This is a genomic window from Sporosarcina sp. BI001-red (assembly GCF_003384035.1).
Lineage (GTDB): Bacteria > Bacillota > Bacilli > Bacillales_A > Planococcaceae > Sporosarcina.
This window is the reverse complement of the sequence record NZ_QQAK01000010.1, coordinates 481,168-507,035: the sequence shown is the minus strand read 5'-3', so window position 1 is coordinate 507,035 and position 25,868 is coordinate 481,168. Positions and strand designations below refer to the sequence as shown.

The 25,868-nt window shown below is 42.9% G+C and carries 29 protein-coding genes and 1 pseudogene; 6 read left to right on the top strand and 24 right to left on the bottom strand.

Annotation, left to right across the window (positions count from 1 at the left end; all coding sequences use genetic code 11):
* The first annotated feature begins 232 nt into the window (after positions 1–232).
* Entirely contained in the window at positions 233–706 is a 474-nt protein-coding gene (locus tag DVB69_RS07035; RefSeq protein WP_116017963.1) for a DUF4188 domain-containing protein, read from the top strand.
* A gap of 189 nt (positions 707–895) precedes the next feature.
* Here the strand turns inward: DVB69_RS07035 and DVB69_RS07030 are convergent, their stop codons facing one another.
* Positions 896–1,162, bottom strand: a complete 267-nt coding sequence (locus tag DVB69_RS07030) for a hypothetical protein (protein ID WP_116017961.1) — start codon at positions 1,160–1,162, stop codon at positions 896–898.
* Between the two features lie 100 nt (positions 1,163–1,262).
* Between DVB69_RS07030 and DVB69_RS07025 the strand changes: the two genes are divergently transcribed.
* The gene (locus tag DVB69_RS07025) at positions 1,263–1,892 is read left to right on the top strand and encodes a hypothetical protein (protein WP_158541056.1); all 630 of its coding nucleotides are present in this window, start codon (positions 1,263–1,265) and stop codon (positions 1,890–1,892) included.
* An 80-nt stretch (positions 1,893–1,972) separates the two neighbouring features.
* Here DVB69_RS07025 and DVB69_RS17550 read toward each other — a convergent pair whose 3' ends face one another.
* Positions 1,973–2,149, bottom strand: a complete 177-nt coding sequence (locus tag DVB69_RS17550; RefSeq protein WP_158541055.1) for a hypothetical protein — start codon at positions 2,147–2,149, stop codon at positions 1,973–1,975.
* Positions 2,150–2,291: 142 nt separating this feature from the next.
* Here DVB69_RS17550 and DVB69_RS07020 point away from each other — a divergent pair, with 142 nt between their 5' ends.
* On the top strand, positions 2,292–3,215 hold the full coding sequence (locus tag DVB69_RS07020; RefSeq protein ID WP_116017957.1) for an endonuclease: 924 nt from the start codon (positions 2,292–2,294) through the stop codon (positions 3,213–3,215).
* 155 nt (positions 3,216–3,370) lie between these two features.
* On the opposite strand, the gene DVB69_RS07015 is transcribed toward DVB69_RS07020, so the two are convergent.
* The 16 genes and pseudogenes from DVB69_RS07015 to DVB69_RS06940 all read right to left on the bottom strand — a co-directional run bounded on the left by DVB69_RS07015 (position 3,371) and on the right by DVB69_RS06940 (position 17,372).
* Positions 3,371–4,801 carry a reverse transcriptase domain-containing protein gene (locus tag DVB69_RS07015; RefSeq protein ID WP_116017955.1) on the bottom strand — a complete coding sequence of 477 codons (1,431 nt, stop codon included), beginning with the start codon at positions 4,799–4,801 and terminating at the stop codon, positions 3,371–3,373.
* 19 nt (positions 4,802–4,820) lie between these two features.
* Positions 4,821–5,492: an SLATT domain-containing protein gene (locus tag DVB69_RS07010; RefSeq protein ID WP_116017953.1), complete on the bottom strand. Its 672-nt coding sequence runs from the start codon at positions 5,490–5,492 to the stop codon at positions 4,821–4,823.
* A gap of 442 nt (positions 5,493–5,934) precedes the next feature.
* A pseudogene (locus tag DVB69_RS07005) lies at positions 5,935–6,048 on the bottom strand (flagellin); the annotation flags it as partial.
* A gap of 343 nt (positions 6,049–6,391) precedes the next feature.
* A complete protein-coding gene (locus DVB69_RS07000; protein ID WP_116017951.1) occupies positions 6,392–7,480 on the bottom strand; it encodes a flagellin N-terminal helical domain-containing protein in 1,089 nt (362 codons plus the stop codon).
* A 203-nt stretch (positions 7,481–7,683) separates the two neighbouring features.
* Positions 7,684–7,905: a carbon storage regulator CsrA gene (gene csrA, locus DVB69_RS06995; RefSeq protein ID WP_116017948.1), complete on the bottom strand. Its 222-nt coding sequence runs from the start codon at positions 7,903–7,905 to the stop codon at positions 7,684–7,686.
* Position 7,906: 1 nt separating this feature from the next.
* The gene (fliW, locus tag DVB69_RS06990) at positions 7,907–8,350 is read right to left on the bottom strand and encodes a flagellar assembly protein FliW (RefSeq protein WP_116017946.1); all 444 of its coding nucleotides are present in this window, start codon (positions 8,348–8,350) and stop codon (positions 7,907–7,909) included.
* Between the two features lie 26 nt (positions 8,351–8,376).
* Positions 8,377–8,931 carry a DUF6470 family protein gene (locus tag DVB69_RS06985; RefSeq protein WP_116017944.1) on the bottom strand — a complete coding sequence of 185 codons (555 nt, stop codon included), beginning with the start codon at positions 8,929–8,931 and terminating at the stop codon, positions 8,377–8,379.
* A 75-nt stretch (positions 8,932–9,006) separates the two neighbouring features.
* Positions 9,007–9,945 (bottom strand): flagellar hook-associated protein FlgL, encoded by a 939-nt coding sequence (gene flgL, locus DVB69_RS06980; RefSeq protein ID WP_116017942.1) that lies wholly within the window; start codon positions 9,943–9,945, stop codon positions 9,007–9,009.
* 18 nt (positions 9,946–9,963) lie between these two features.
* A complete protein-coding gene (flgK, locus tag DVB69_RS06975) occupies positions 9,964–11,574 on the bottom strand; it encodes a flagellar hook-associated protein FlgK (protein WP_116017940.1) in 1,611 nt (536 codons plus the stop codon).
* A gap of 13 nt (positions 11,575–11,587) precedes the next feature.
* Complete coding sequence (locus tag DVB69_RS06970) at positions 11,588–12,085, bottom strand: flagellar protein FlgN (protein ID WP_116017938.1); 498 nt, start codon at positions 12,083–12,085, stop codon at positions 11,588–11,590.
* Positions 12,086–12,120: 35 nt separating this feature from the next.
* On the bottom strand, positions 12,121–12,390 hold the full coding sequence (gene flgM, locus DVB69_RS06965; RefSeq protein WP_116017936.1) for a flagellar biosynthesis anti-sigma factor FlgM: 270 nt from the start codon (positions 12,388–12,390) through the stop codon (positions 12,121–12,123).
* 379 nt (positions 12,391–12,769) lie between these two features.
* Positions 12,770–13,183: a TIGR03826 family flagellar region protein gene (locus tag DVB69_RS06960; RefSeq protein ID WP_116017934.1), complete on the bottom strand. Its 414-nt coding sequence runs from the start codon at positions 13,181–13,183 to the stop codon at positions 12,770–12,772.
* An 18-nt stretch (positions 13,184–13,201) separates the two neighbouring features.
* On the bottom strand, positions 13,202–13,813 hold the full coding sequence (locus tag DVB69_RS06955) for a ComF family protein (protein WP_147300762.1): 612 nt from the start codon (positions 13,811–13,813) through the stop codon (positions 13,202–13,204).
* Positions 13,810–15,189, bottom strand: coding sequence for an ATP-dependent helicase ComFA (locus DVB69_RS06950; protein ID WP_116017930.1), 1,380 nt, complete (start codon positions 15,187–15,189; stop codon positions 13,810–13,812). The genes DVB69_RS06955 and DVB69_RS06950 overlap by 4 nt, the downstream gene beginning before the upstream one ends.
* An 18-nt stretch (positions 15,190–15,207) precedes the next feature.
* A complete protein-coding gene (locus DVB69_RS06945; RefSeq protein WP_116017928.1) occupies positions 15,208–16,062 on the bottom strand; it encodes a DegV family protein in 855 nt (284 codons plus the stop codon).
* Positions 16,063–16,139: 77 nt separating this feature from the next.
* The gene (locus DVB69_RS06940; protein ID WP_116017926.1) at positions 16,140–17,372 is read right to left on the bottom strand and encodes an EAL and HDOD domain-containing protein; all 1,233 of its coding nucleotides are present in this window, start codon (positions 17,370–17,372) and stop codon (positions 16,140–16,142) included.
* A gap of 152 nt (positions 17,373–17,524) precedes the next feature.
* Between DVB69_RS06940 and DVB69_RS06935 the strand changes: the two genes are divergently transcribed.
* The gene (locus DVB69_RS06935) at positions 17,525–18,301 is read left to right on the top strand and encodes an enoyl-CoA hydratase-related protein (protein ID WP_116018029.1); all 777 of its coding nucleotides are present in this window, start codon (positions 17,525–17,527) and stop codon (positions 18,299–18,301) included.
* On the opposite strand, the gene DVB69_RS17545 is transcribed toward DVB69_RS06935, so the two are convergent.
* The 3 genes from DVB69_RS17545 to DVB69_RS06925 are packed head-to-tail and all read right to left on the bottom strand — an operon-like array spanning position 18,298 to position 19,295.
* Complete coding sequence (locus DVB69_RS17545; protein ID WP_158541054.1) at positions 18,298–18,594, bottom strand: hypothetical protein; 297 nt, start codon at positions 18,592–18,594, stop codon at positions 18,298–18,300. The two genes, DVB69_RS06935 and DVB69_RS17545, sit on opposite strands and share 4 nt — an antisense overlap.
* On the bottom strand, positions 18,591–18,875 hold the full coding sequence (locus DVB69_RS17540; RefSeq protein WP_158541053.1) for a hypothetical protein: 285 nt from the start codon (positions 18,873–18,875) through the stop codon (positions 18,591–18,593). Before DVB69_RS17540 ends, DVB69_RS17545 begins: the two co-directional genes overlap by 4 nt.
* Before the next feature lie 33 nt (positions 18,876–18,908).
* Entirely contained in the window at positions 18,909–19,295 is a 387-nt protein-coding gene (locus tag DVB69_RS06925) for a flagellar protein FliS (RefSeq protein ID WP_116017924.1), read from the bottom strand.
* Positions 19,296–19,404: 109 nt separating this feature from the next.
* Here DVB69_RS06925 and DVB69_RS06920 point away from each other — a divergent pair, with 109 nt between their 5' ends.
* Positions 19,405–20,214: a flagellin gene (locus tag DVB69_RS06920; RefSeq protein ID WP_116017922.1), complete on the top strand. Its 810-nt coding sequence runs from the start codon at positions 19,405–19,407 to the stop codon at positions 20,212–20,214.
* Between the two features lie 38 nt (positions 20,215–20,252).
* Here the strand turns inward: DVB69_RS06920 and DVB69_RS06915 are convergent, their stop codons facing one another.
* On the bottom strand, positions 20,253–20,546 hold the full coding sequence (locus tag DVB69_RS06915; RefSeq protein WP_158541052.1) for a late competence development ComFB family protein: 294 nt from the start codon (positions 20,544–20,546) through the stop codon (positions 20,253–20,255).
* A gap of 479 nt (positions 20,547–21,025) precedes the next feature.
* Here DVB69_RS06915 and DVB69_RS06910 point away from each other — a divergent pair, with 479 nt between their 5' ends.
* The gene (locus tag DVB69_RS06910; protein ID WP_116017918.1) at positions 21,026–21,364 is read left to right on the top strand and encodes an alpha-helical endospore appendage domain-containing protein; all 339 of its coding nucleotides are present in this window, start codon (positions 21,026–21,028) and stop codon (positions 21,362–21,364) included.
* 60 nt (positions 21,365–21,424) lie between these two features.
* On the opposite strand, the gene DVB69_RS06905 is transcribed toward DVB69_RS06910, so the two are convergent.
* Positions 21,425–23,404 carry a S9 family peptidase gene (locus DVB69_RS06905; protein WP_116017916.1) on the bottom strand — a complete coding sequence of 660 codons (1,980 nt, stop codon included), beginning with the start codon at positions 23,402–23,404 and terminating at the stop codon, positions 21,425–21,427.
* 326 nt (positions 23,405–23,730) lie between these two features.
* Positions 23,731–25,440: a methyl-accepting chemotaxis protein gene (locus DVB69_RS06900; RefSeq protein WP_116017914.1), complete on the bottom strand. Its 1,710-nt coding sequence runs from the start codon at positions 25,438–25,440 to the stop codon at positions 23,731–23,733.
* Positions 25,441–25,868 lie beyond the last annotated feature (428 nt).

The following is a 25,868-nucleotide window of genomic DNA, read 5'->3' as shown; positions in this document are numbered from 1 at the left end:
ATTTGATTCGACACCAATACAGTAGAGAAATTTTGGAAGGCTGGCAAGCCTTTTTTTATTATTTTACAATTGCAGCGTTATGTACTTATTCCTTTCAAAACTCTGTACTTCTATCTTGCACTACACAAGTCCACTACTTATTCTACAGGATGGTTACTCTGACGGGATAAAAATGGAACTGTAGTGGTGGATAAAAACGTGGTACAAAACTAATTGAAGGAGGATTAACCCAATGCCATCATCTATTTTTACCGGTAGGCATACAGCCGATAACTCGGAAGATATCGTCGTCTTTATCATCGGTATGCGCATCAATAAAAGGCTTTCCATCCACAGATGGCTGCCCGTTTTTCTCTCAATGCCAGGCATGGTAAAGGAGCTATACACGCATAAAAGTGAACTAGGTTTTCAATCAGCCGAAAATTACTTCGGACTGCGTACTACCGCAATGATCCAATATTGGCGGTCCCTCGATGACCTGCTCGCCTATTCAAAAAACGGAAAGCACCTGAAGGCTTGGAAAAAGTTCAACCGGCTTACCGCCAATAATGATGCAGTCGGTATCTATCATGAAACGTATATCCTTTCCAAAGGACAATACGAATCCGTCTATGTCAACATGCCGCAGTATGGACTTGGCAACGCGGCAGAGCATATGCCGATTACACTCGAACAACAGACGGCAAAAAAGCGGCTTTCCCGGTAATGGGAAGCCGCTTTTAGGATTGCGTGGAGTTTACCCTTTTGAATACATCCTCGGCTGAATCATACTCGTTGATCAGTTGAAACCCAAGGGACTCCTACAGAGTTCAGTTTGGCCGCGCATGAAACAAACGTGAATGGTTGAACAAACACTAAAGTTTGGTGCACAGGTATCCAACACTAGGGGGGAGCTTTACTGCAAGGGGAAGTCGTTTCTCCTTTGCTTCAATAATTCTCCGTACTCCTGTTCTAACCCTCTTATAATCGATTGATGCTCTTCGAGTTCCTTATTCTGCCGTGTCCTCTCCTCCAGAGTAAGCTCATGCTCCGCCGCATACTGAGCAATTTTCTTCATCGCATGTAATTTCATTTCAATCTTCTCAAGCAGACAATCCTGCTGCTTGCACAAAGCCAATTGCTGCTTGGTGATCTCTAATTCATCAGGTATCCTATCAATCATCGGAACGCACCTCTCATATATATTCTCTGTTTAATATCGTCTCCTATATAGAAAAATCCACTATGTAAATTAACAGAGTGGTGAATAGTGTCTGAATTGTTTGTGGTCCAGGTACCAAAACTTTACTAACTTTACTTACCTCAATGCTGAAGCACTAGCATGGTGGTATCAAGACGACGGACATTTAAAAGTTGAAGACGGGATTATGAGAAAAGTTGTGTTATCAACAGACAGCTTTACAATTAATGAGAATCTATGGCTAATTCAATTACTGAAAAACAAATTCAACCTACACTTTTCATTTGATTCTCAAAACCGGCTGCTCCTCTACGATCAAGCTCAAATTATTCAGTTCTTGAATATCGTCACACCTTACGTGCAGCCTTGCATGAATAGAAAAGCATACCGTCTTCCACCAATAAAACCGATAGCTACTAGAACTACAATTTATTTACCACAACAGATTCTACTCCGACAACCTACCAGAGAAATCAATAAACAGTTAGCAGCCTTGTCATGCTTTCATAATCATGAAGACAGCTTTGCAATCAAAGATTCAGATCTTGTCGCTATTATAACGAATCGAAAAAATAAACAACCTACGAAGTCCTATCAAATTAGCATACAAGAAGAGTATAAAGTTGCACTAGCCAGATTACGTCAACAGGCGGGTTTAACAATCAGCGAGCTTGTTGCCTATTGCTTTAAATCGAATCATGTAGAAAGCTAAAATCAGCAGAATGTGTTCTAAATAGATTCATACAAATAAACAGAATAGTGTCTGAATTGTATGTGGTCCAGGTACCGAATTCAAAGATACTTGAATTCAAAGATACTTTGATTCCCTTCCACAACAACACTGAACGAACGTACACTATTTGACAAGTCTCTCACCTTTACTAAACTTTGTAGATGCTCCGTTGCTTCCACTAATATGATGACATTTTCTCGAACATGTCCTGCTTGTTGCGCTGTTATATTAGACATCGCAACTTCTCCCAACTTATGTATACTTTCTATTACTATCGGTAATTCAGTTAACATCTAAAGAGTGGAAGTAAATAGGCAATAGAACATTAGTTCGTTTCACTGTATAATGAGTGTAAAAGAATAAGGGAGGTATCCGATCATGAAATCAGATTTTCTTTCAAGAATGTGCGGGAAGCTTTTAGGGGATGGATGCATTGTACAGCAAGAGGGACGAAAGCCACGATTTCAATTCATTCATCGTCTAGAGGATGAACAATGGTCAGAGTATTGCTACGAAAAATTAAAACCTTATATTCCATTAGCATTACCGTTCTACCGAAAAACGATGGATCCACGAATGACGAAAGGATATACAGAAAGCATAATGGTACAAAGTAAAACATCGGCGATTATCACCGAACTACGAACTATCTGGTACCCAAATGACATCAAGCAACTACCATTTTCTTTCATTCAAACTCACCTAAACGCAGAAGCACTCGCTTGGTGGTACCAGGATGACGGTCATTTGAACATACACAATGGAGTTATGAAGAAAATCATCTTATCTACTGACAATTTCAGCAGCGAAGAAAACTCCACTCTCATTCAGCTGGCCTACAAAAAATTCAACCTACGTTTCGCAATAGACGCACAAAACCGCTTACTTCTGTACGAACAAGCGCAAATCATTCGATTCCTTCAGATAGTATCACCGTATCTACAACCCAGTATGTCGCGAAAAGCACATTATCCGATTCCGATAAAACCAATTGCAAACAGAACGACAGTATACTTACCACAAGACTTCAAACTCATCCGACCTACACAAGAAATTAATGATAGTCTTCGGCACCTATCAATCGAATATGGGAATATAAGCGGCACGGAAATGAACGACTTAATCATCTTACAAATTCTTAAACAACGTTGGAAACAATCCACAAAAAAACCCTATCAAATCAAAATTCCAGAGGAATATAGAGTCTGGTTAGCCCAATTACGACAGACAACCGGATTGACAATCAGCGAACTGGTCACTCACTTTCTTACAGAGAGCTTAGCAGAAGAGAAAATCAAATAAGTATCTCGTCTATTTATATGATGCTCACAATCACTAAGTTAAATGATTACGTTAAATCTAACTGCTTATTTTTTTCCACAATTTTTATAATGAATTGTGTTTGAATTGCATCGTGCATAGGCAGCGCAAGCCATATTGATCAACTTTCTATAATCTCAAATATATTTTTCCACGAAATTGACATATTCAGGGTTTATAGTCTTAATTTGAGATAAAATAGACACATTCTTTTTTTTACTTTGAAATAAATATGAAATCGCAATCAAAGTATCTCTAAAATTATATGATTCAGATGTAAATAAGTAGCTTAATAAAGACATAATTCTACTATTCCCTATAACATTTTTGTTCTCTAAATAACGGCAAATTAGAATGTACAAAATAGTGAATTGTGATGGATTAAAAAATACATATTTCCACTCACTTACTATTTCAAAAAGTTCATTGTCACTCAATAATCTCCACTTTCCAGAAAAAATTAATCCATTTATAACCTTGTTACTATCACCGTTAACAGTAGAAATATATTTATCAGTTAACTCATGATATTTTTTTAAATCTATCCCATAAGTTTTCTCGATTTCACATAACTTTTCTATATAAGTGATTAAATCACCACTATGTATTAAAGACAATACTTTTTCATCTATAATTTTTTCTGTAGAAAAAGATGTAGGACTATAATCATATTTATTCTCTTTCAAATCAAAATTGTTTTCATATTCATCCGGTGTCAATAGCTCTGTTTTAGTATTATTTAAACTTAATTTCTCTTGCCATAACAAAAAGCTTACATCATTTATTAAATTATTAATCGCTTTTTCATTAACCTCCCCATGAGGTTGTATAATATAAATATCATCTACAAATCTAATTAACTCTAAATTTTCCCTAGCCAGTATATTTTGTATTCCATTGTCAAAATCCGCTAAGTACATTTGAGATAATAATGATGATGCTATAGAATAATGAAGTTGTGGCAAAGTGGTGAATTGGCAACTATTTAACATAATCTCTAATTCATCAATAACAGAAAGGGAGCCTAGCTTTATTCTCAACTTAGATAATAGTTCTTTAATTTCTATAGAATCAAAAAAATTTTGTAAATCTAATTTAAGAACATAATTTCCAAAATATTTTTTTCTTTCTTTCTGAAAATCAGAATAACTATTATTGAAAACAGCATTAATATTCACAGTCTCTTTTTTTTTATCTAGACAAAAGAGCCCGGAATAAAAAACCTTTATATTATCATCTTTAAAATTCAGCTCTTTGCTTTTATATTCTAAGTAATTTTCTGCTATTTCAAATACTATTTGGGTATACTTGAGATAGTATAAAGGATTAACAAGATACATATTCCGCGGAGTTAGATAGTCATTTTTATAAATAAAGTCTCTGCATTTACTAGATTTGTATTTAGTGCAAAATACATCTATGTCAAGATTAAGTATCCTAATAATATTTTCCTTACCTAATTCTCCTATTATCTTGTTGTTTGCTATTGCTTGTGGATTATATTGTTTAGTTTTAGACATAGTTTCCACATATAAATAACTTAACTCTGAAAGATCAATATTCCCCATAGATATATAACCACCTCGTTTATAAAAAATATATCAAACCAATTGCAATAAAAATGAACAACATATTAATTTTAACCAAAATATTATCTAAGCTTTTATCTACAGTGCTGATATTAAATTTGTTAGTTTTAATTTCCTTTTCGCTATCGTTATTCGTATTATTATCTTCTGATTTTCTTTTAGTATTATTAGATTCAGCAATTCTGAAATCAATACTTTTATGATTTTCATTGTTTTTAAGTGATAATTGATATTTATACATTATTGAATTAAATATCTCTATACGTCTATAATCTCCACCTTTTTCTAATTCCTTCGAGTTTATAATAAGCTCTTTTAATTTTAATATCTGATCTTCTATTTCTAGTTGATGATAATGCAATTTTAATGCTCTTTCATTATAATTCAAGCAGGATACATAATATTGTAGTAAAATTACATATATTGAGAATATACCTGTATATATAATGAATAATTGACTTCCAAACAAGTTATTAACATTCATTCCACCTATAGATAATAGTATAAAAGCAACTGCTTCTATATTTAAGAAAAAGAATATGAATTGCCATTGGTTATTGTACTTTTTTAATCTTTTGCTCATTTCAATTCTATTTTCTCTTGTTTTATTAAAAGAATTAATTTTCTTCACAATTTCTGATTCAAGTGTAATATTTTTGTAATCTTTCATAAGCAACCTTTCTTTCTATGTTTTATTAAAAAACGCAATCCGGAAATCCGGATCGCGTTTTTGTATCAAGATTAACGTAGTAATTGAAGTACGCCTTGAGGCTGCTGGTTCGCTTGCGATGCGTCCTATATATTTCTATAAAGGTCAGACTATATCTTCATCCTGCAGCGTTCGCAGGAGCTGGGCACTTCGAATGTTACGTTTCGTAACACCCTACGGATTTCATCGTCATAGCGTGTGCCTTAGACGGTGTATCCTAGTCGTTGAACGTTCCCCACGGTTTCCCGACAGGGGCTTCGCTGCTGATTGTCCAATCTCTTCTTTTTCAGACCCTCACGTTTACCGTTTCCAGTTCCGCTGTGGTAGAAGAGCTCTCAGGAGGTTCCAGCAATTCACCCAGTGATGCTCTTACTCGTTACCAAGTAAGACGCCCGTGAATACATTAACGAAGGAGTTGTAACACGCCTTGTGGTGCTGTATTCGCTTGAGCCAACATAGCTTGTGCTGCTTGAGTTAAGATGTTGTTCTTTGTGAAGTCCATCATCTCTTTCGCCATCGTGCGAACATTAGCTTTCACTAATGACTAGACTATATCTTCACCCTCCGTATGCGGTAGGGGTCGGGCACTTCGGTTGTGCAAGATACTCAGTCTTGCAGTCCCTACGGATTTCATCATCATGGCTTTCGCGGTAGATGGTCTATCCTAGTCGTTGAACCTTCTCCACTCTTTCGAGACAGGAGCTTGGCTGCTGATTGCCCAATCTGTTCTTTTTTCAAGCGTTCACGCTGACCGTTTCCAGTTACGTTGTAGCAAGAACAGTTTCAGGGGTTTCCAGCAATTCACCCGATCGTACTCTCTGACCGTTACCAGTCAGGACGACTGTGTTTGTCTCAGTTGCTTACGCCACTGATAAAACATAATCCACATCTCTAATGCGTGATTCAGCTTGAGTCAAGTTCTCAGAAGATGCGCCTAGGTTGTTGATTGTGTGCTCTAGACGGTTTTGTGTAGCACCTAATTTAGAACGTTCTCCAGATACTGTATCAATAGCATCTTGAATCTTAGTTACAGCTGTAGCGGCAAGTGCGTGTGTTGAAACATCGAGAGCTTGCTCAGTAATATCGCTATTAGTACCGTTAGTAACACCTAAGCCAGCACCTGTTCCAGCAGTAGTTATGCCAAGAGATTTAGCACGCATATCAGAAATATCAAGTTGTAAACTTTGATTTTGATTGGCGCCAATTTGGAAACCAAGAGCTTTACTATCATCAAATTCGCCTTCAGTGATAGTAGCTGTTCCTGTGATACTAGTCGCAGTAGTGAGATCTGATGTCAGTCCTTCAGAAGAAGCAAATTCCTTTGTAGTGATCGTAACTTTACCTGCAGCATTAACCGCTGTAAATTTATCAGATAGCGCAGCATCACCGTTTATAGCTGCAGCTATTGCATCACCTGTATCACTTATATTAGTAACGAATGTCACTTCTTTACCCATAACAGTAACTTTTCCAGCCGTCATGCCTGTTAAATCTACTTCTACACTAGATACACTTGTAAACTCTGCTGCTTTATCACCATTTAATAGTTTCTGTGTATTAAACTCAGTTGCATTACCAATACGGTTTATTTCAGAAGTCAAAGAGTTAATTTCTTTCTGAATTTCACCACGGTCCGATTTTGTGTTTGTATCATTTCCTGCCTGGACCGCAAGTTCACGCATACGTTGAAGAATATCGTGAGTTTCGTTCAATGCACCCTCAGCAGTTTGAATTAAAGAAATTCCGTCCTGAGAGTTTTTTTGTGCCATGTCTAGTCCACGAATCTGTCCTCGCATTTTTTCTGAGATTGCCAAACCTGCTGCGTCATCTCCGGCTTTGTTAATCTTCAAACCAGAAGATAGTTTCTCCAAGTTCTTAGATGCTGCTGCGTTGTTCGATCCTAATTGACGATGTGTGTTCATAGCTGCCATGTTGTGATTAATAATCATTGTGTTTTCCTCCTTGAGTTTTGAGGTTCACGTCCTTGTGAACCGGATAATTTTATTGTCAGCTTGAGTCAGGATGTCGGCCGTTCCATCCTTCTCTTGCTTACACTACTAATATCGGATTGGGTCTGTAAGTGTTTAGTCTTTTTTAGAAGTTTTTAATAAAGTTTTCAAAAGAAAAGAAGAACCGCGTTGGACAGCTCTTCTTAGTCTTTATTCTTCAGTTGTTCGAATACATTGAGGTCAATTGTAATCGCTTCTGTATTGCTATCGGATATCGATTGAACGAGTTCACCACGAAGGATGTCGACTGACTTTGGCGCTTCAATACCAATACGAACGGTATCTCCTTTTACTTCAATGATACGAATTTCGATGTTATCACCGATTTGAATCGATTCATTTGGCTTACGTGAGAGGACGAGCATATTACTGCGCCCCCTTTTCTGCTAGTTCACCAATTGGATGACGTAGGTTGTAGGTTGTATCGTTCAAGATCATTTGTTTTGCTTTGTGATTGTTGGTGTTAAAGATTAGTGGTCCTTGAAGATTGAGTGAAGATGATTTAAAGGGTAGCTTTAACGACATGATTGCAAGTACCATCAACTCCTCTTGCGATTCGATGCCGAGAAGTTCGATTGTCGGATCGTCGATTTCAAACGAATAGTTTGGCACCAATGGATACGGGTTCGAAACTATGAGTCCGATGATGGGTGTTTTAGTTGACTGCATCACTTGGAATGTATTGTTTCCTTCTATTGGTAGTAAGACGAATGTCTTTTCTTGTTCTAGACCTGGCAATCCATTTGGAAAAGTCCATTGTGGAATGCCTTGAATATCTAGTTCTCCGTGAAATTTCGTTTGAATCGTCATGAGTGAGTCTCCTTTGTCGTTCATATTCATCCTTTCCAGTCAATCTGGATGGATGCGTGTTGTTCCATTTGTCCAGTTACATTCCCTGGTGTGTACGTATGGATAGGTTTATTAATTTGTGAGTTATGAATAACTTGTTGCGGTCTTACATTAATTGTGAGCGAACCTGGTGTAATATCGGTTTGAATTTTTGTTCGATCACCTACGAATCGAATGCCGATGGGTGCATCAGGCAGAGCTGTGTTTTGTTTTGCGATGTCTGCAATAGCGTTGCCACCATTTTCAATTTTCATCAGTTGTTGTCCTTCTTGCGCACGACGACCTGTTCCTTCAGCTACTTGTTGCATGCCGTATTGTGCATTTTCACTGCTACGCCTGAATACACTCTTCAAGTCTAAGTCTGCACGGTTTTCAGTCGTATCGAGTGATAACTGCGGACGTGTAGTAGACATTTCTAAAATAGCCGCAGGTTGCTCGATTTGCTGGGTGGCTTTCGGTTGTTCGATTTGTTGATCAGGTTTAGTGATTTGCAATCCGAGTTTAGCTGATGTGGTTTGAATTTGAAGTTGTGGAATATTCACGTTAATCACCTTCCATTATCATATGTAGCAAAAAAGGCAGACACTTCTATATCTAGTGTCTACCTTTTTCAAATTTTATCGTAGGAAGTCCACCAATGATGGTTGAATAATTCGTGCGCCTACTGAAAGAGCAGCCCGATGAACGGTTTCAGCCGTAATCATTTCTGTAATGGTTTTTTCCATATCAACGTCCTCGTTTAACGAACGTTGCTTTTTCGCTGCACCTTCTTGCATTTCCAGACGATTGTGCATAAGCTCTGCACGGTTGGAACGTGCACCGATGTCAGCACGCTTTGTCAATACAACGTCTAGTTGTTTATCGATATTGGAAATTGCGGCACCGAAGTCGATGTCGTCATTCGCTTCACCAGATACTAATTTTTCATTGAGTCCGTCAAATAGTTTATCGATATCTTTAAACATTTTAGCTGCATTTGTATTAACTCGTAACGAAACTGAGTCAAATACTTCAATTTCAACGTTACTCGTATACCCATCCACTATAGGTCCTGTAGGTGCAGGGACATCTGTAGGCAGATCAGGGTAGCCACCTTCGCCTGCATTTGCAGTTTTATCAAATAACGGTTTATCCGTCATCGTCCCACTGAAGAGATATTTATCTCCAACTTTCGTATTCGCTAAGTCTCGCATTTGTTCTTGCAGTTGGTTCAGTTCAATTTTAATTTTATCACGATCTTCTTTTGTCATTGCACCAGAGTTTGCCGCGCTAGTTGCGAGTTCTTTAGCACGTTGTAAAATCGAACCAACTCCGTCCAGAGCATCCTCAGAACTATCTAGCCAGTTGTTCACTTGACCTAAGTTCTTTTGGAACTGATCCACTTTCTCCACTTGCATACCATAGCCTAAACTTTTCATCACGACGACGGGATCGTCAGAAGGACGGCTCACTTTTTTCCCTGTATTGATTTGTTCTTGGAGTTTACCCAATTTATTATAACTGCTAGATAGATTGCGCAGCATATTATTTGAAAGCATTGATTGTGTAACACGCATTACAGTGATTCCTCCTTATTATCTACCGACGATTCCCATACCGTTGATGATTTTATCTAATGTTTCATCTACAACAGTAACCATACGAGCCGATGCGTTGTACGCTTGTTGGAATTGAATCATGTTCGTCATTTCTTCGTCGAGAGATACTGAACTGATTGAATCGCGTCGGTTAGATACAGCACCCAGAAGTGTTCCAGCATTTTTCGTCATGTTGATGGCTTGTTGACCTTTGACTCCGAGTTCTCCGATAATTTTACCTGAGAAGTAGGATTGTACACTGTCATTGCCAAGGTCAATATTCTTATCGAAAAGAACATCTCCTAGGTTTTTAGCGTTATTACCATTTCCGACTTCTGCTGAACCAACTGCTGAATCAGAGGCTGCTAGTTTACTTGGATCTTCTAAAATTGCTGAGTTTACTTTTATGTTTTCTGCAGTAATTTCACCTTTTTCATTTTCAGTATAAGGAGTGAAGAATGCCTCACCCTTATCTCCATCGCTATCCGTACCGCTCATATGAACTTCATTAAATTTTTCGGCAAATTTTTGTGCCATTGTATTCAATTTGGCAATCATATCGGGATATAGACCTTCAACTTTAGAACCAGCGACTTCTCCTGTTTTCCCAAAAGAATTTACTAACGATTTTAATTTGCCTTGGTCAAGGAAACTTTCATGCCTAATATAAGTTGATGTACCCGTTTCTTGAACCATATTCTTGTCAACTTTCATATCACTGCCATCTGGATTTAGCTTAACTAAGTAGAATCCTTCAATCGCACCGTTAGGGTTCACGTTGTCAGTAGATGTCACTGCAGACTTAGTCCGCATCTGAGCAAACTCTTTACCATCTACCACTTTTAAACCTTCACTGTCTTTAGTTTTGATTGTTACCGTTACACTACCTTCAGCAATCGCTAGTGCATTCCCACCCGATTTTTCATACTTCACTTCAATTGGGACTAATTGCGACAACTGATCTAGTAGATTGTCTCGTGCATCATACAAATCATTCGGCATATATCCATTAGGCTCTACTTCTGAAATTTGTTTATTTAAATCTCCGACTTGTTTCAAAATAGAGTTGATGGTATTAACTGAAGCGCCAATCTCTTTTCCAAGATTGTCTTGAATGTTTTTCATTGATTTATGAATGTAGTTAAATGAGTCTGCAACTGCAACTCCACGTTCTACAACTACCGCACGTGAGCCGCCATTTTCAGGATCAGTAGAGAGCACGCCAAGAGATTTCCAAAAATCTGTAAGTGATTGCTGAAGACCGTAATCAGACGGTTCCGCAAGTACGTCTTCCATTTGAGAAATGGCATCTGTTTGTGCTTCCCAATAGCCTAATTTGTTCGTTTCATCTCTGAACTGCTTGTCCACGAAACCATCCCGAATTCGTTGAATCGATCCAGCTTGTACCCCAGTCCCTAAGAACCCAGGCATCGTACCCGCATTCAGTCCAACTCCAGGAAATCCTGACGTCGCTTCCATGTTAACCCGCTGACGGGAATAGCCCAACGTATTCGCATTACTAATATTATGCCCTGTCGTATAAAGAGCGGACTGCTGGGTTTGCAGGCCGCGTTTGCTTGTTTCTAATCCCATAAATGTGGAACCCATTATTGTGTCCTCCTCAAGCTTGCGAATCGAATGATGCGATTTTTTCTGTTAGGGGTTTTCCCTGTACTTCGTTTTTCGAGTAGTTCACGGATTCGGTCCGTGGTCGGACCATGTCCAGCGACAGATTCACAAATTGAAGCGATTGGTAGGTGAGCTTCTGGTTTAAATCGTTCTGCCATTTCAATTCATGAATCGCGTGCAGGAGACGGTCCTTCGCCTCCTTGAGCTGTGTGCGTTCAGGCTCTTGGATGATGCTGAGTACATCTGTAATGGTCGATTGAAGCGGTACCGGACGTCCTTGTTCGGTGAAAAATGCGATAACAGCTGTTTCACGAGCTTTGTCTGTCTGCAGGATTGCAGCGAGATGTGCTTGCTCGTCTTTTAGCAGCTGATCGAGTCCGCTAATGTCGTTTTTCTTAATGAGTGTGGTTTTTTCGTTTGCGATACGCAGCAGGCTTCTATGAAGCTTCTCCAATTGGTCGAGCTGCCCTAGAATCATTTCAATTGTCATGAGGTTCCCTGCTTTCTACTATTAAATGCGCTCGCTTACTGTTTAGGTTGGTAATATCCAATCAGATCTGAAGCGAGCTTTTCTGCGTCGACCTTATACGTACCCGCTTGAATTTGAGCTTTCAATGCACTGACTTTTTCATTACGTTGTGACGTAATCAGGCTCGGTTCGGATAGTGATTTTGCCTCTTTCGAAATTTCCAATCTGTCGCTTTGAACAGTCTTCTCAAGGCTTGCTTTTTCACTCTTTACTTGATTCGCCCGGTACGGGTTCACAGGTGGGATAGGGTTATTATTAATCTTCATGCGTTCTCGCTCCTTTGGAATAGTTTTACTCTTACTTACTATTTCGGATGAATTCCGAGTAGTTGAAGGGTCTTTCGTACGAAATTACAGTTTGACCGATATATAAACCTCTATACCTACTGGTTTGGTAGCGCTTTACACATACCCTTTTTTATAAGTTTAAAACTAATTCATTAGACGGATATTATAGTGTAGACAACCCTAGTTTTTCAAGAATCCCGTTGATTGAAGTGGAAGGTGGCGACTCCGGAGGGATCAGCGAAGGTTGAAGACCCCGCAGTGAGCGCAGCGATCGAGGAGACTGAAATCAAGCCCCTCGGAAAGCGTCCACCTGCAACGTAAATCAACACCGTTAACTATCTAATATACTGCCATTTAATTATCTTTTACGTTCAGATAGATAGGTTGCTTGTTCTTTTTGTTGAATGGCTTCTCTGAATTCTGTTGCGGCTTCGAATGTTTTTAGGTCGTGTTTGATGTCTGCTGTACACGTGTCGCATAGTTTCCCTTTTGCTGTTAGCTTGCCACAATTATCGCATGGATAGCCTAGATTCGGAAACATTGCGGGTTGCAAGCGTCCTTTGCGTACCCATTTGTGAAGCATGGATTCTGTTGCTTCTGTCATTTCGACGATACGTTCGATTGTTGCTGCACGGTTTTCACGTTTGCGTAAGAATCGGTACACTTCTTCGTATACTTTTTCTTCGTTCATTCCACATTTTCCGCATACTTCGCGGACGCCTGTATAGTTAAAAAAATCGTCACATGATGGACAATGTCTAAGTTCTGCCATATTGAGTTCCTCCTAGAATCATTTCTGAATGGATCGTATTAAGGTCACCGCTTCTACTCGAGCGGCGCCTGCTTGTTTCAAGACAGTCGCTGCTTGGCGCAGTGTTGTCCCTGTTGTATAAATGTCGTCCACTAGCCGATACGTGATTGGTTGTATACTCGCGCCTGGGACAAGGTCGAATAGGTTCTCCATCTCGAGTCGCTCTTGTTTTGACTTTTCACCCATGACACCCGTATTCGTTTTTTCAAGTAGTTGGATGTAGGGGCGTTTTGCTTCCTCTAGCAACGTTTCAACGTGTGAAAAAGTTCGAAGTCGTGCACGTTCAGGATGAATCGGGATTGGTACGATTGTTTCCTTATTTGAAAACGACTGTCGAAGTTCTTTTGCAAATACTTTCGCAAGGGCAACATCTTGCAGGAATTTGTATTGATGGAGCCAGTCGCGCATCGCGTCATCGTATTTATATAGTGAATGAACGGCATCCAACACATCGCCCTCTTCCTTTATGTCGGCACGAACGAAGCGTTTTGAACAGTCATCACAAAGTGTCTTTTTCTTTTCTAGACCGAAAAACGATTGCCAGGAAGTAATATCTTTGATTGGTTTCATGCAGAGTAAGCATGGATTCACTTTGGTTCGCCTCCCGAGTTTAACCGGTTTATTTCTCGACGTGCGCCATCCATGGCATAACTGATGCCGTTATGGAACAGGACGAAATCACCTGACGGATGGTTAACGTTGCGACCGACGCGTCCTCCAATTTGGACGAGTGCACCTGAATCGAAGATGGATTGTTCTGCACCAACGACCGCCACTTGGATGTTTTTAATCGTAATGCCGCGCTCTAGTATGGTTGTTGTGAGTAATCCAGGAATCGTTCCTGCTCGTAAGTCTTGAACGTGCTGTTTGCGATCCGGATGGGCTGAATAGACAGCTCGGATCCGGTCGTCGAGTTGGCGGAAGGCTTTCTCTGCTTTCATCATCAATTCGATTTCATGGAAGAATACTAGAAATGGTTCGTTTTGGTCGAGTCGTTTTGTAATCCATTTTTCGAGTGCTTTCGGTAATTTTCCTTTGGATAGCTGTTTGGAGTAGTTCCAGAGTGGTTCAGTTCGTGGTTCCGGTAGTGGATGCCCGTGATATCGGCGATAGATGGTGGACACCGCACCCATTTTCTTGATTTCCGCCAGAAGTTTGTCTGACGGTGTTGCAGTGACGAAGTGGATCGGTGCTTCGGGCTTTGCTGCTTTTCGTACGGCATGCTGCAGTGTTTTCTCTGCTGTATAAGGAAAGGCGTCCGCTTCATCGACAAAGATCACTTCGAATGCGTGACGGAATCGGTAGAGCTGATGTGTAGTGGCTAGAATGAGTTGAGCGTCGAATGCTTTGACGTCTGCTCCTCCGTAGAGCGCTTCTAGTTTTGTCGATGGGAACGCTGCACGTAAACGGGGCTCGAGTTCTAAAATGACGTCAACACGAGGCGCAGCGATACAAACCCGCTTCCCCGCTGTCAGTAACTTATGGATTGGTTCAAATAAGATTTCCGTTTTTCCGGATCCACACACTGCGTGAATGAGGTGTGGACGTGCCTTCACGGTACTTTCATATAATTCTTCAGACGCTTGTTTCTGGTGTTTCGTCAATGTTCCTTCCCAGGCTAATGCGTGTTCTGTGGGGTACTCCGATTGCGGGCCTTTCCAAATGATGAGCTCTGTGCACACTGACACCCTTCCCATTTGCAGGCAGTTGCGGCAATACGCACATGGACCTTCACATCGTAAACAATGGAAACTCGTAAATAGATGGGAATCTTCATTTTCACATCGTGCACATTTACAATCCGGCTGACCGAACGTTCCTTTTTTCATCGTAACTCCAGGGATGGTTTCGATCATACCTTTTTTGATATGCTCGTCAATTTTCTCCATAAGAAAAGGGGTGTGCTGACGCAACCAAATGCGACCGTCTAGAAAGTCTCTGACGGCCGGATCGAATGGTTTGTTCATCCTCACACCCCCTACTGTTTAGTTGTTCGTTGTTCGTTTGACCCAACCGAGTCCCATGGCGCCTTCCCCGAGATGGGTACCGATGACGGGGCCGAAATGACTGATGGTGAATTTGACGTCAGGGAGCCGCTCACTCAATTCTGCTAGCCAAATTTCAGCCTCTTCGGGTTGATTGCCATGAATGATTGAGGCTTCAAGATGCATTTTCGCTGCATCTTCTGCGAGCAAGTCTGCAATCCGCTTCATCGCTTTTTTACGTGTCCGGATTTTCTCGAATGGCACGATGACTTTATCGACAAAATGCAAGATTGGTTTGACTTGAAGTAAGCCGCCAATCAATGCTTGTGCACTGGAGAGTCTGCCGCCACGTTGTAAGTGTGATAAATCATCGACCATGAAGTAGGCACGCATCGTTTGTTTCATTTCATCGAGTTCTCTCATGATGTCGTCCAACGAAGCACCTGCTTGGGCAAGTTCCGCTGCACGAATGGCATAGAACCCTTGCATGTAACAGGAGATTTCGGAATCGAATGCGCGAACGTCCAGCTCTTCATCCAACTCACCGGCTTGGACAGCGCCTGCGTATGTACCGCTGATGCCACTCGATAAGTGAATTGAAACGATTGCCTTTGCACCTGCGTCTTTCAGTTCTTTAAATTTCTCTGCGAATTGACCGACAGAAGGTTGTGATGTTTTCGGTAACGGACCGTCACCACGCACTTTGTCGTAGAATTCTTTACTCGTTATATCGATTTCTTCGTCATAATCTTGTCCATCTATTGTCACTGCGAGCGGAACGACATGGATCTGTAGCCGCTTGAGCAAGTCTTCGGGTAAGTAGGCCGTACTGTCTGTAACAACTGCAATTTTCAATCTCATCAACTCCTTTCCTCATTCTAACGAATAGCTATAGAATAAGGAAACGCTATGTGAAGGAAATTGAAAGTTTTTTAGTCTAGTTGACGTCCCCAACGAATGGCTTGTTGGGAATACACACACAGATCATTCAACGGGATGTCGAGTTCCGTGCACAACACTTTCATGCGCGGCAAGTCGAGTCGTTCGACGGCAACCGCGATTTGAAGGTATGGAGACATTTTTGTCAGTTCCCCCATGAGCGTGTGCATGACGTCATCTGACAGTGGAATGTCGTGTTCGATTTCGTGCCAATCACGCCGGAGAATCACGTTTAACATAGAAAACATGCCGACTAGGAAGAATTCGTCCGAGTTTTGGTGACCTTGCCTTTTTGCGAGCAGTTCGCAAAGTTTCGCTCGGACGAGGGAGTAATCGACAAGCGCTTTGATTCGCCCTTTCCCATCTCCGATTCCCATTTGATGGATGGTAATAATATAGATCCATTTTTTCGTTTCTTGTAATCCGATGAGTACGATTGCTTGTTGAATCGATGTGATCTTCCTTGGGATACCAAACGCATAGGTGTTGATGAAGCGTAGTAGTTTGTAAGTGAGTGACATATCTTGCGTAATGAGCCCCGCCACTTCCCGGACACTTGGCAACTCGGTATTCAGTCGATCCATAATACGGAAGTTGTGTTGTTCAATCGATGGCACTTCAGCACCCATAACTATTTCCGGGGTGGCGAAGAAATATCCTTGAAAAAGTGTGTAGCCAGCTTTTTTCGCTTCTTCAAATTCGGCTTCAGTTTCAATTTTTTCAGCGAGTAATTGTACGTTTGGATAGACACGGACGAAATTTTGAATCTGTTCGCGCTCTTGACGATCGGATTGTATGAAATCCACTTTGATAAAATCGATAAGAGGGAACAACCCTTTTTCGACTTCGTATTGCTTGGTCAGGACAAAATCATCCAGTGCAATTCGGAATCCTTGGTTCTTTAGTTTGCGTAATTTGGTGAGCAATGTTGGGGTTATTTCGACATCTTCCAACACTTCGATGATGACTCGTGCGGGATTTAAGTGATCATATAGATCCTGAGCCAATAATTCACCCGTAAAGTTGATGAAGGAAGGATACGCTCCAGAAACGCGATCCACGCCAATTGTAAGGAAGGTATTCACTAGCACGCCGATTGTCGCTTTTTCTGGATTGACGTTAGGAAACCGGTTAATTTCACTGTTACGATACAAAAGCTCATAGCCGAAAAGGTTTCCATCTCGATCTAAAATCGGCTGTCTGCCTACAAATACACTTGCTTCCACTGGGATTCCACCTAACTTAGTCCATTTTCCTATATTGTAGCAAAATAGAACTATATTGCAAGTTCGTTATGTTAGAATAGTGTACACATTGTGGATTCAAAATCCTTAGAATGGTATGTTTGAAGTGGTTGAAAAACGTTGGGGGTGTAGAAATAGAAACGATTATTTTGGAAAAGCACGCTGGAATTGCTTGGCTGTCGTTGAATCGACCTAATTCGATGAATGCGTTCAATTACGACATGATTCGAGAACTCGGTGAAACAGTGGAAAAGATTCGAATTGATCCGGAAGTACGAGTCGTTGTGTTGACTGGGGCCGGCGATCGTGCACTCAGCGTGGGGGCTGATTTGAAAGAACGAAAGACATTAACAGACGTTGAAGTGAAACGAAATCTGAACAAAATCGGTGACGTGTTCACGATGATTGATCAGCTACCACAGCCAACGATTGCGATGATCAATGGCTTTGCGTTCGGTGGTGGGATGGAACTTGCACTTGCTTGTGACTTCCGCTTCGCTGCGATGTCCGCGGTTATGGGGTTGACAGAAACGGGACTTGCGATCATTCCAGGTGCGGGCGGTACTCAACGTTTGCCTCGTCTCGTCGGAGAAGCAAAGGCGCTTGAGCTCATTTTAACGGCACAACGATTGAGTGCATCTGATGCCGCATTGTGCGGACTCGTGACACGTACTGTCGAAGATGCTGTGTTGAAAGAAGAGACTCAGGCGTTTGCCGACAAAATTCTCGCAAATGGGCCAATTGGCGTACAACAGGCGAAATTTGCGATTAAACAAGGAATGAAGGCGGATCTTGCGACAGGACTTACGATTGAACGGAAAGCGTATGAAATCACGATTCCGACAGAAGATCGGATTGAAGCGTTGAATGCGTTTGCGGAAAAGAGGAAGCCAGAGTTTAAAGGACGTTAAGAGGGGGAGGCACGGATCTGCTTTTTGGTGGATTCGTGTTTTTTTTGTGGGAGAGGAGGAGGAGTTTTGCGGTAACGGCTCGTTTCCTCTCCGTACCCGCTCGTTTCTCCTCTGTACCCGCCCGTTTCCTCTCCGTACCCGCTCGTTCCCTCTCCGTACCCGCCCGTTTCTCCTCCATACCCGCTCGTTTCCTCTCCGTACCCGCCCGTTTCCTCTCCGTACCCGCTCGTTCCCTCTCCGTACCCGCTCGTTTCCTCTCCGTACCCGCTCGTTTCTCCTCCGTACCCGCTCATTTCCTCTCCGTACCCGCTCGTTCCCTCTCCGTACCCGCTCGTTTCCTCTCCGTACCCGCTCGTTTCCTCTCTGTACCCGCTTGTTCCCCCTCTGTACTCGCTCGTTTCTCCTCTGCACCCGCTCGTTTCCTCTCCGTACCCGCTCGTTTCCCCTCCGTACCCGCTCGTTCCCTCTCCGTACCCGCCCGTTTCCTCTCCGTACCCGCTCGTTTCCCCTCCGTACCCGCTCGTTTAACATCCGTACCCGCTCGTTTCTCCCTGCCCGACGCCATTCTATCCATACAAAAAAGCTGCCACGATCTTCGGGCAGCTTTTCAAATATAGGGTGTCAACACTTGCTTCTTCTGTGCGTGCTGCCAATCGGCATGGAGGCTTCTCACAATCGACTGGACTTCCAAGATACCGCTCGCGTCCGCTTTAAGCGAGGAAGTCACTAAGGTTTGATTGGCATAGATGTAAAGGGTCAGCAGGCGCTCTCCTTCTATAGAGGTTGCGTTGGTCATTGCCATTAATTCGAAAATCAATTGTTGCGCCTTCAACAGTCCGTCCCGCCACTGTTCGTCGCTTTGTTCTAGGTAGTGATGTGCCTCATCCAGTTTTTCGTCAATTGCTGCAAGTGCTTGGCATACTGCGGTGAGTGGCGGTAGTGATGTGGCATTCATTTTGCGATAAGCTGTGGCCGCTTGTTTAACAGTGATCATCCACTCCGCCTCCGTTCTATTTTCTATATCGGCAAGTTCGCATTCAATTTCATGACTTTCGGTCGATATAACGTAGGAAGCGATTATTTACATAGACGAGGTGAGCCACGTGCGTATAAATAGCAATGAACAAATCCAGTCGGCAGCAAACCGCGGGGTAAGGAACGACAAGCAGATCGAGAAGTCGTTGCGCCATCTAGGCACAGGATTGAAAATCGCAACGAGTGCTGACAATGCAGCGGGCTCCGCGATTTCAGAGACAATGCGCGCACAGATCCGCGGGATTTCGCAAGCCCAACGCAATATGCAGGACGGGTTGTCTGTGCTGGAGTCTTCGAACGAAGGGATGAACAACGTGAACGGCTTGTTGCAGCGAGCGCGAGAATTGGCAGTCCAGTCGGCGAATGGAACGTTTACGGATTCAGACCGTGTTGCAAGTGGATTGGAACTGGAGCAAATTTTTGCGGGGATCAATGATACTGCGGATAAGCTAGAGTTTAATACGATGAAGATTCTTGGAGAAGACTCGGAGATGACGCTACAAGTCGGCGGGAATGCTGCGCAGCATATGAAGATTAACTTGTTTGATGTTCATACGGATGCAATTGGTCTTGGGGGTGCAACTATAGCGACTCAAGAGGGTGCAGAGAAGTTGATCAGCACGATCGATAGTGCGCTTGGAACGGTTAGCGGATATTTAGCGAAAATCGGTTCGCAAATGGAATCGCTCGAGCATCATTTATCGAACGCTGGCGTTTTTGAAGTGAACTTGAATAAGTCGTTATCGTTGTTGGAAGACGCCGACATGGCAAGAGAGATGATGGACTTTGTCGGATCTGATATCCGTAAAAAGGGCGATGAGTTGCTCATTAAGCATGTCAATAGCACGTTGCAGGAATCACTTGGATTGTTGAAGTAACACGCAAACACCGAAGCCTCTTTACGCTTCGGTGTTTTTTAGTGCCCTGGTTTCATCGCAAACGTCTCACAGCGCGGATTCTTCGACACGAGGGCGGCAGATTTTGCGATGGCGGCTACAATCGTTGTGTTCCCTTGGTGATCCGCTTCATGGGACGCACGGACGTACGGGCTATATTTCGAGTTTGCAATATACCGGGGCGGCAACTCGTTTAAAGCAAGTGCTGAAATGTCATTCAAGCATTGCTCACAGTGACACGTAAGATTCATATTATTCTTATACGACAATAAGGTGTCTCGAACGACGTCTTCCATTACATTGTGGACTCCCACTGCGTTCTCCTCCATTCGAATTCCCTTCACAACTCTATATAGCTATCCAAGTCTTCAGGGAATCTGGAAAAGTTTGGACAGCCTTCTAATACGTTCATCCTACAATATTTCCTAACGTGTTGCAATCGCTTTCTTTTCCCCGCAATTCCTAGTACTCGTAAGAAGTTTGTCCGCAGTCTTCTGTCCCTTCTCCGTCTCTACAACGGAATATAGTAGATGTGTTCGGATGAAACATGCTTGAAACGCACTCACCCCAGTACTTTGACTCGACAAGACAGTTGGCCCCCGCCGCTCGTCCAACTGCCAGTGAACAAGCTGCATATAGTAGTAATGTTCGGACGATTAAATCCTACTAGAATCGATAAATCGTTAAATTAAACATCCACAACCCTCCTCGGACGATTGTCCAATGAGCACAAAGCGAGCGATATAAACTTGCATTGTCCGGACGCATCAAGCTATGAAGGAGGTGAACAACAATGGATCACGATAAAATGCTTAACCAGCTTCAATTGAAAGTAGCAGATGCCCTCCAAAGACCAACTGTCACACTAGGTGAAGTTACGATTGTTTCTGCTTTGCTTACAGAATTCGCTACGACTTTAATTTTGTTTGAAGAGGTCTATAAGTTTCAGGAATTCAACGAGAATATTACTACACCTTGCGAAAAGATCGAGTTCAACAAAGCCCTCGCTGAAGTATTAAAAGGCGTTTGTTGTATCGAGAATGCGATTGTTGAGAAAATGAGAGCTGGCATGGAAATGGATGGAATTGAAGTTGACCCAGAACCTATCATCGGAGATTGCTGCAAACGATAACCCGAATCCCTCCTCGCAAAAAACGCCTGTCCCCTCCCCCGGGACAGGCGTTTTACTTTGTCATAAATACTTTTCGAACCAGCCAGTCAACTCGTTCAAGCGCGTGATCCGCAAGTTAGGTTTTCCTGTGCGGGACAAGTTGTGGTCAGATTCAGGGAACCGCACGAACTCTGTTTCCTTCTTCATGCTTTTCAAAGTGATGTACAACTGTTCAGCTTGTTCAATCGGACAGCGCAAATCATTTTCCGAATGAAGAATGAGCAGCGGCGTTGTCACGTTTCCTGCATAGTTCAGCGGCGAATGCTTCCATAATGTATCGACATCCGTCATGTCCGCCTTGATCTGCCAGTCACTGAAGTAATAACCAATATCCGACACGCCGAAGAAACTGATCCAGTTGGAGATGGAACGTTGTGTAACCGCCGCTTTGAAACGGTTGGTGTGTCCGACGATCCAGTTCGTCATGAAGCCACCATAGCTTCCGCCTGTCACGCCGAGTCGGTCTTTGTCGATCCAGTCGTGTTTGTTTAAAGCGTTGTCAAGTGCATCCATAATGTCCTGGTAATCACCACCACCATAATCGCCGCGTACTGCGTCGACAAAGGCTTGACTGTAGCCATGACTGCCACGTGGATTGATGTACAGAACACCCCACCCTTGTGCTGCGAGTACTTGCATTTCGTGGAAGAATGAGTTGCCGTACATCGCGTGCGGACCTCCATGAATATTCACAACGAGAGGATATTGGGTTCCCTCTTTGTAGTTTGCGGGTTTCATGATCCAACCATGAACATCGAAACCGCCAACACCTTCCAGATGAACCGTTTCAGGCTGTACGAGAATCGTTTCTGCCACATAGGTTTCATTGAACGAAGTCATTGCTTTCCGTTCACCCGTTGAAATATCAATACGGTACAATTCTCCTGGATTCACTGGATCACTGATTGCAGCGAGTGCGAACTGACCATTTTTTGAGACATCATAGTCATAGACATGCTCCGACTCTGGCGTTGCAGGGTACAGACTGCCTTCTAAATCTGCGAAGTACAAGCGCACATCGCCCATTGTCGTCACTTGGAAGTACAAGTAGTTCCCTTCCGTCCAAACCGCTTCAGGTGGATTAGGTCCTTGCTGATGATCTGCGACAACCGCGTCACCAATTGGTGCATCGAGTGCTTCTGTCAGATTAAGTGTCGACTTGTTTTCACAGTCATAGACATATAGCTCAGAGTGGGTTGCGTTTTCAAACGTCCGGTCCGATCCACCATATGCGATATAGCGATCGTCTTCTGAGAAAGTTGCACCGCCAAAATAGCCTTGTTCATCGGCAAGAACTGTTTCTTCTTTCGTTTCGACATCCACAATCGCCAAAGGCTGACGGAAGTCGAAGTCTTTGTTTTCAGCTCGGTTGACACCGATGACGAGTTTTTTGCCACAATGTGAAACTGTTTGTAATGAATGATGGAAAGGTTCTTCTGTGAATGCTGTAATTTCTTCTGTTTCAAGATTGAGACATCCAATTTGCGAATGACGATCCTCTTTCACAAAGCCTGCCCCATCCGCTTTATATTTCATCGTCGTAACGCGGAGCGCTTCAGGCAACTTCTTCTCGTCCTTCTCTTCTTTATCCGTAAACGTTTTTCCGTCTTCTAATGTACTCGTCAGCCAGACTTTCTTACCGCATGGCGACCACAGGAAGCTGTTCACGCCCGTCTCATATTCTGTCAGCTTACGCGCTTCCCCACCAGCTACGTACATGACATAGAGTTGGTTCTTCTCTTCTCGCGTCGACAAAAACGCAACTTGGCTCCCGTCCGGTGACCATTGGGGCTGGGACACTCGTTCTTTCCCATACGTCCATTGAGCCGAACTACCAGACTCCATATCAAGATGATGCAAATGCGCATGATATGCATTCTCTTCCTGATCGATCTGCGTCACAATAAACACCGCTTGCGAGGCATCCGGAGACAACACCGGATTCGTCACTGACTTCAATTTAAACAAGTCTTCCTGTTGAACCATCTGTTTTGCTGTCATTTTCATTCCTCCCTAATGCCATCTATTTCGACACCCGGAAGACTTTCCCTTTTATTATCGCAACTTTTTCTATGCATTTTTGGCTTTGGCTTTTTTTCTCTCCCACCCGTTTGTGTAGGAATCCGAAGTCCCACAATCGCCGTTGATTGAAACGTAATGCGGCGACTCCTGCGGATCAGCGAAGATCGAAGACCCTGGAGAAGTCCGCTGCCTTAATTTCTGTAAAGAACTCAGAAATTAAGGCAAATCGAACTCTTTGTGGTTCGATTTGCTGAGATCAAGCCCGCGGAAAGCGTCCGCATGAAGTGCAAATCAACTCCTGTCTACTATCTTCCAGTCTCCAACTCAAACACATCAATCATTACCTTCAACGACTCCGCCATATCACTCAACACATGCGCACTCGCTGAAATCTCCTCCATCGTCGCATTCTGCTCCTCTGCAGCCGCCACAATATTCTGCGCACTTCCTTCAGACCGCTCTGACAACTCCGCCACCTGACCAACAAGTGCCTCCATCGAATGCGTACTCGCGGTTATCTCCTCACTAATCGCAGACACCTCTTCCGTCTGCGCCGACACCTCACCAATCATTTTCGCGATCTCCCGGAAACGATTTCCCGAATCATTCGCCATCGTCAATCCTTCCGCAACATTCGACTTCGTCACTGCCGTCGCCTGCTGGACACCCTTCACTTCCATCTGAATCTCTTCGATCAAACGGTTGATTTCACTAGCCGCTTTTGCAGACTCCGACGCCAACTTCCCGACTTCACCCGCAACGACTGCGAACCCTTTTCCATGTTCACCAGCACGCGCTGCTTCAATCGATGCATTCAACGCCAGCAAATTCGTCTGACCTGCAATGTTGGTTATGAGCGCAACGATACTCCCGATATCCTCAGACTTCTTGGAAAGCTCGTTTACTACACTCGCAGTATGATCCGTCGATGTTTGGACTTGCTCAATTTTTTGAACGGTCTTCTCCATAACAGCTGCCCCGTTGTGTGTTTCTTCCGTTGTTGAAATTGCTAAATCCGACACTTTATGAATGGCGGTCGAAGTCTGTTCCATACCTAGCGTAATTTCTTTGACAATCGTCGTCGTGGAACGCGTATGTTCCATTTGTTCGGATGAACCTTCTGAAATGTCGACAATGTCCTCTGTAATTTGGGTGGATGCTTGAGCGGTTTCATCCGAACTAGCGCTCAATTCCCCGGACGTCGATGCAATTGTCGAAATCGATGTCTGTAGCTCCGATACAATCCGATACAAGTTGTCAGAGAGCGTGTTCGCATCTTGTGTCAACTGACCGATTTCATCCGGATCGCCAACTGAGAGCGGTTCAAAGGTCAGTTTGCCTTCTGCCATCGCATTCATACGATTCGTAATCATCGTAATCGGCATTTGGATTTTACGTTGCAAGTAACTTATACCGAGCCCTGCGATCACCAGACCCAGAACGGCACCGACAATCATTGTAATTAAAACGCTTAAGTATAAGGCTTTTCCTTCTTCTTCAATTGCATTTAGCTCGTTCTTATGTGTCTTCTCAAGTTCAAGAAGATCTTCTCTGATGGCATCGATTGTAATCCCGGTTTCATAGGATTTTTGAATCGCTTCTTGTTTATTTCCCGCCGCGCTCATTTTCAGCAAGTCATTGATTTGACTGTTGTATGTATCTAGTTGGGTTTGAACCACGTCGAATGCTTGTTGTTCATCAGATTCAAGTACTTTTTCGTAAGCCATTTCAGTCGCTTTCAGCTCTTCTTGATTCGTAGCAATTTCCGCTTCATACTTCTCTTCAAATGGCCGGTCTTTTGACACGAGATGACGCTGCATATTACTCAAAATCTGCTGCACAGTTTGCTCCAAGTCATTGTTGTATTGAACCTTCGGCAGAACCCCTTCATTAATCGCCTTTGTGTTCGCATTCAATCTGTACGAACTGAACACCCCTATACTTCCAAGGATGAGTATCAAGACCAAAATGGTTCCGAACACAACGTTCAATTTCCCTTTCACCGACTTCTTCATAAGGCACCCCCCATTTTCCTACTTCTAGTATATATTGTTTATATCGACATTAATGACATGAGTTTTGACAAGTGTGTTAACTTTAATTTTTCTGAAATTTTAGGTGGCGATTATTCGAGGGGATTTTGAGAGCTTACCCGTTCGAATCCAGTGATTAACTGAGAATATTGGCGCGTTCCCTAGAGACATCTAGCTTCCCTCATTTCCCGTCCCTAAATGCGTAGCGAAGCGGAGCACACAAATTAAGTTTGGTCTTGTTTTGAATTTGGGAAAAGTTTATTGGACGCGAGCTTGGGGATGGGTTCAAGAAGGTAGTTTGCCGCAGGAGTGGGTTGGTTGTTGGTGGAAACGAGCGGGTTCCTCATCGAAACGAGCGGGTTGGCCTCGGGAACGGGCGGGTTCCTCGACGAAACGAGCGGGTTGCCTTA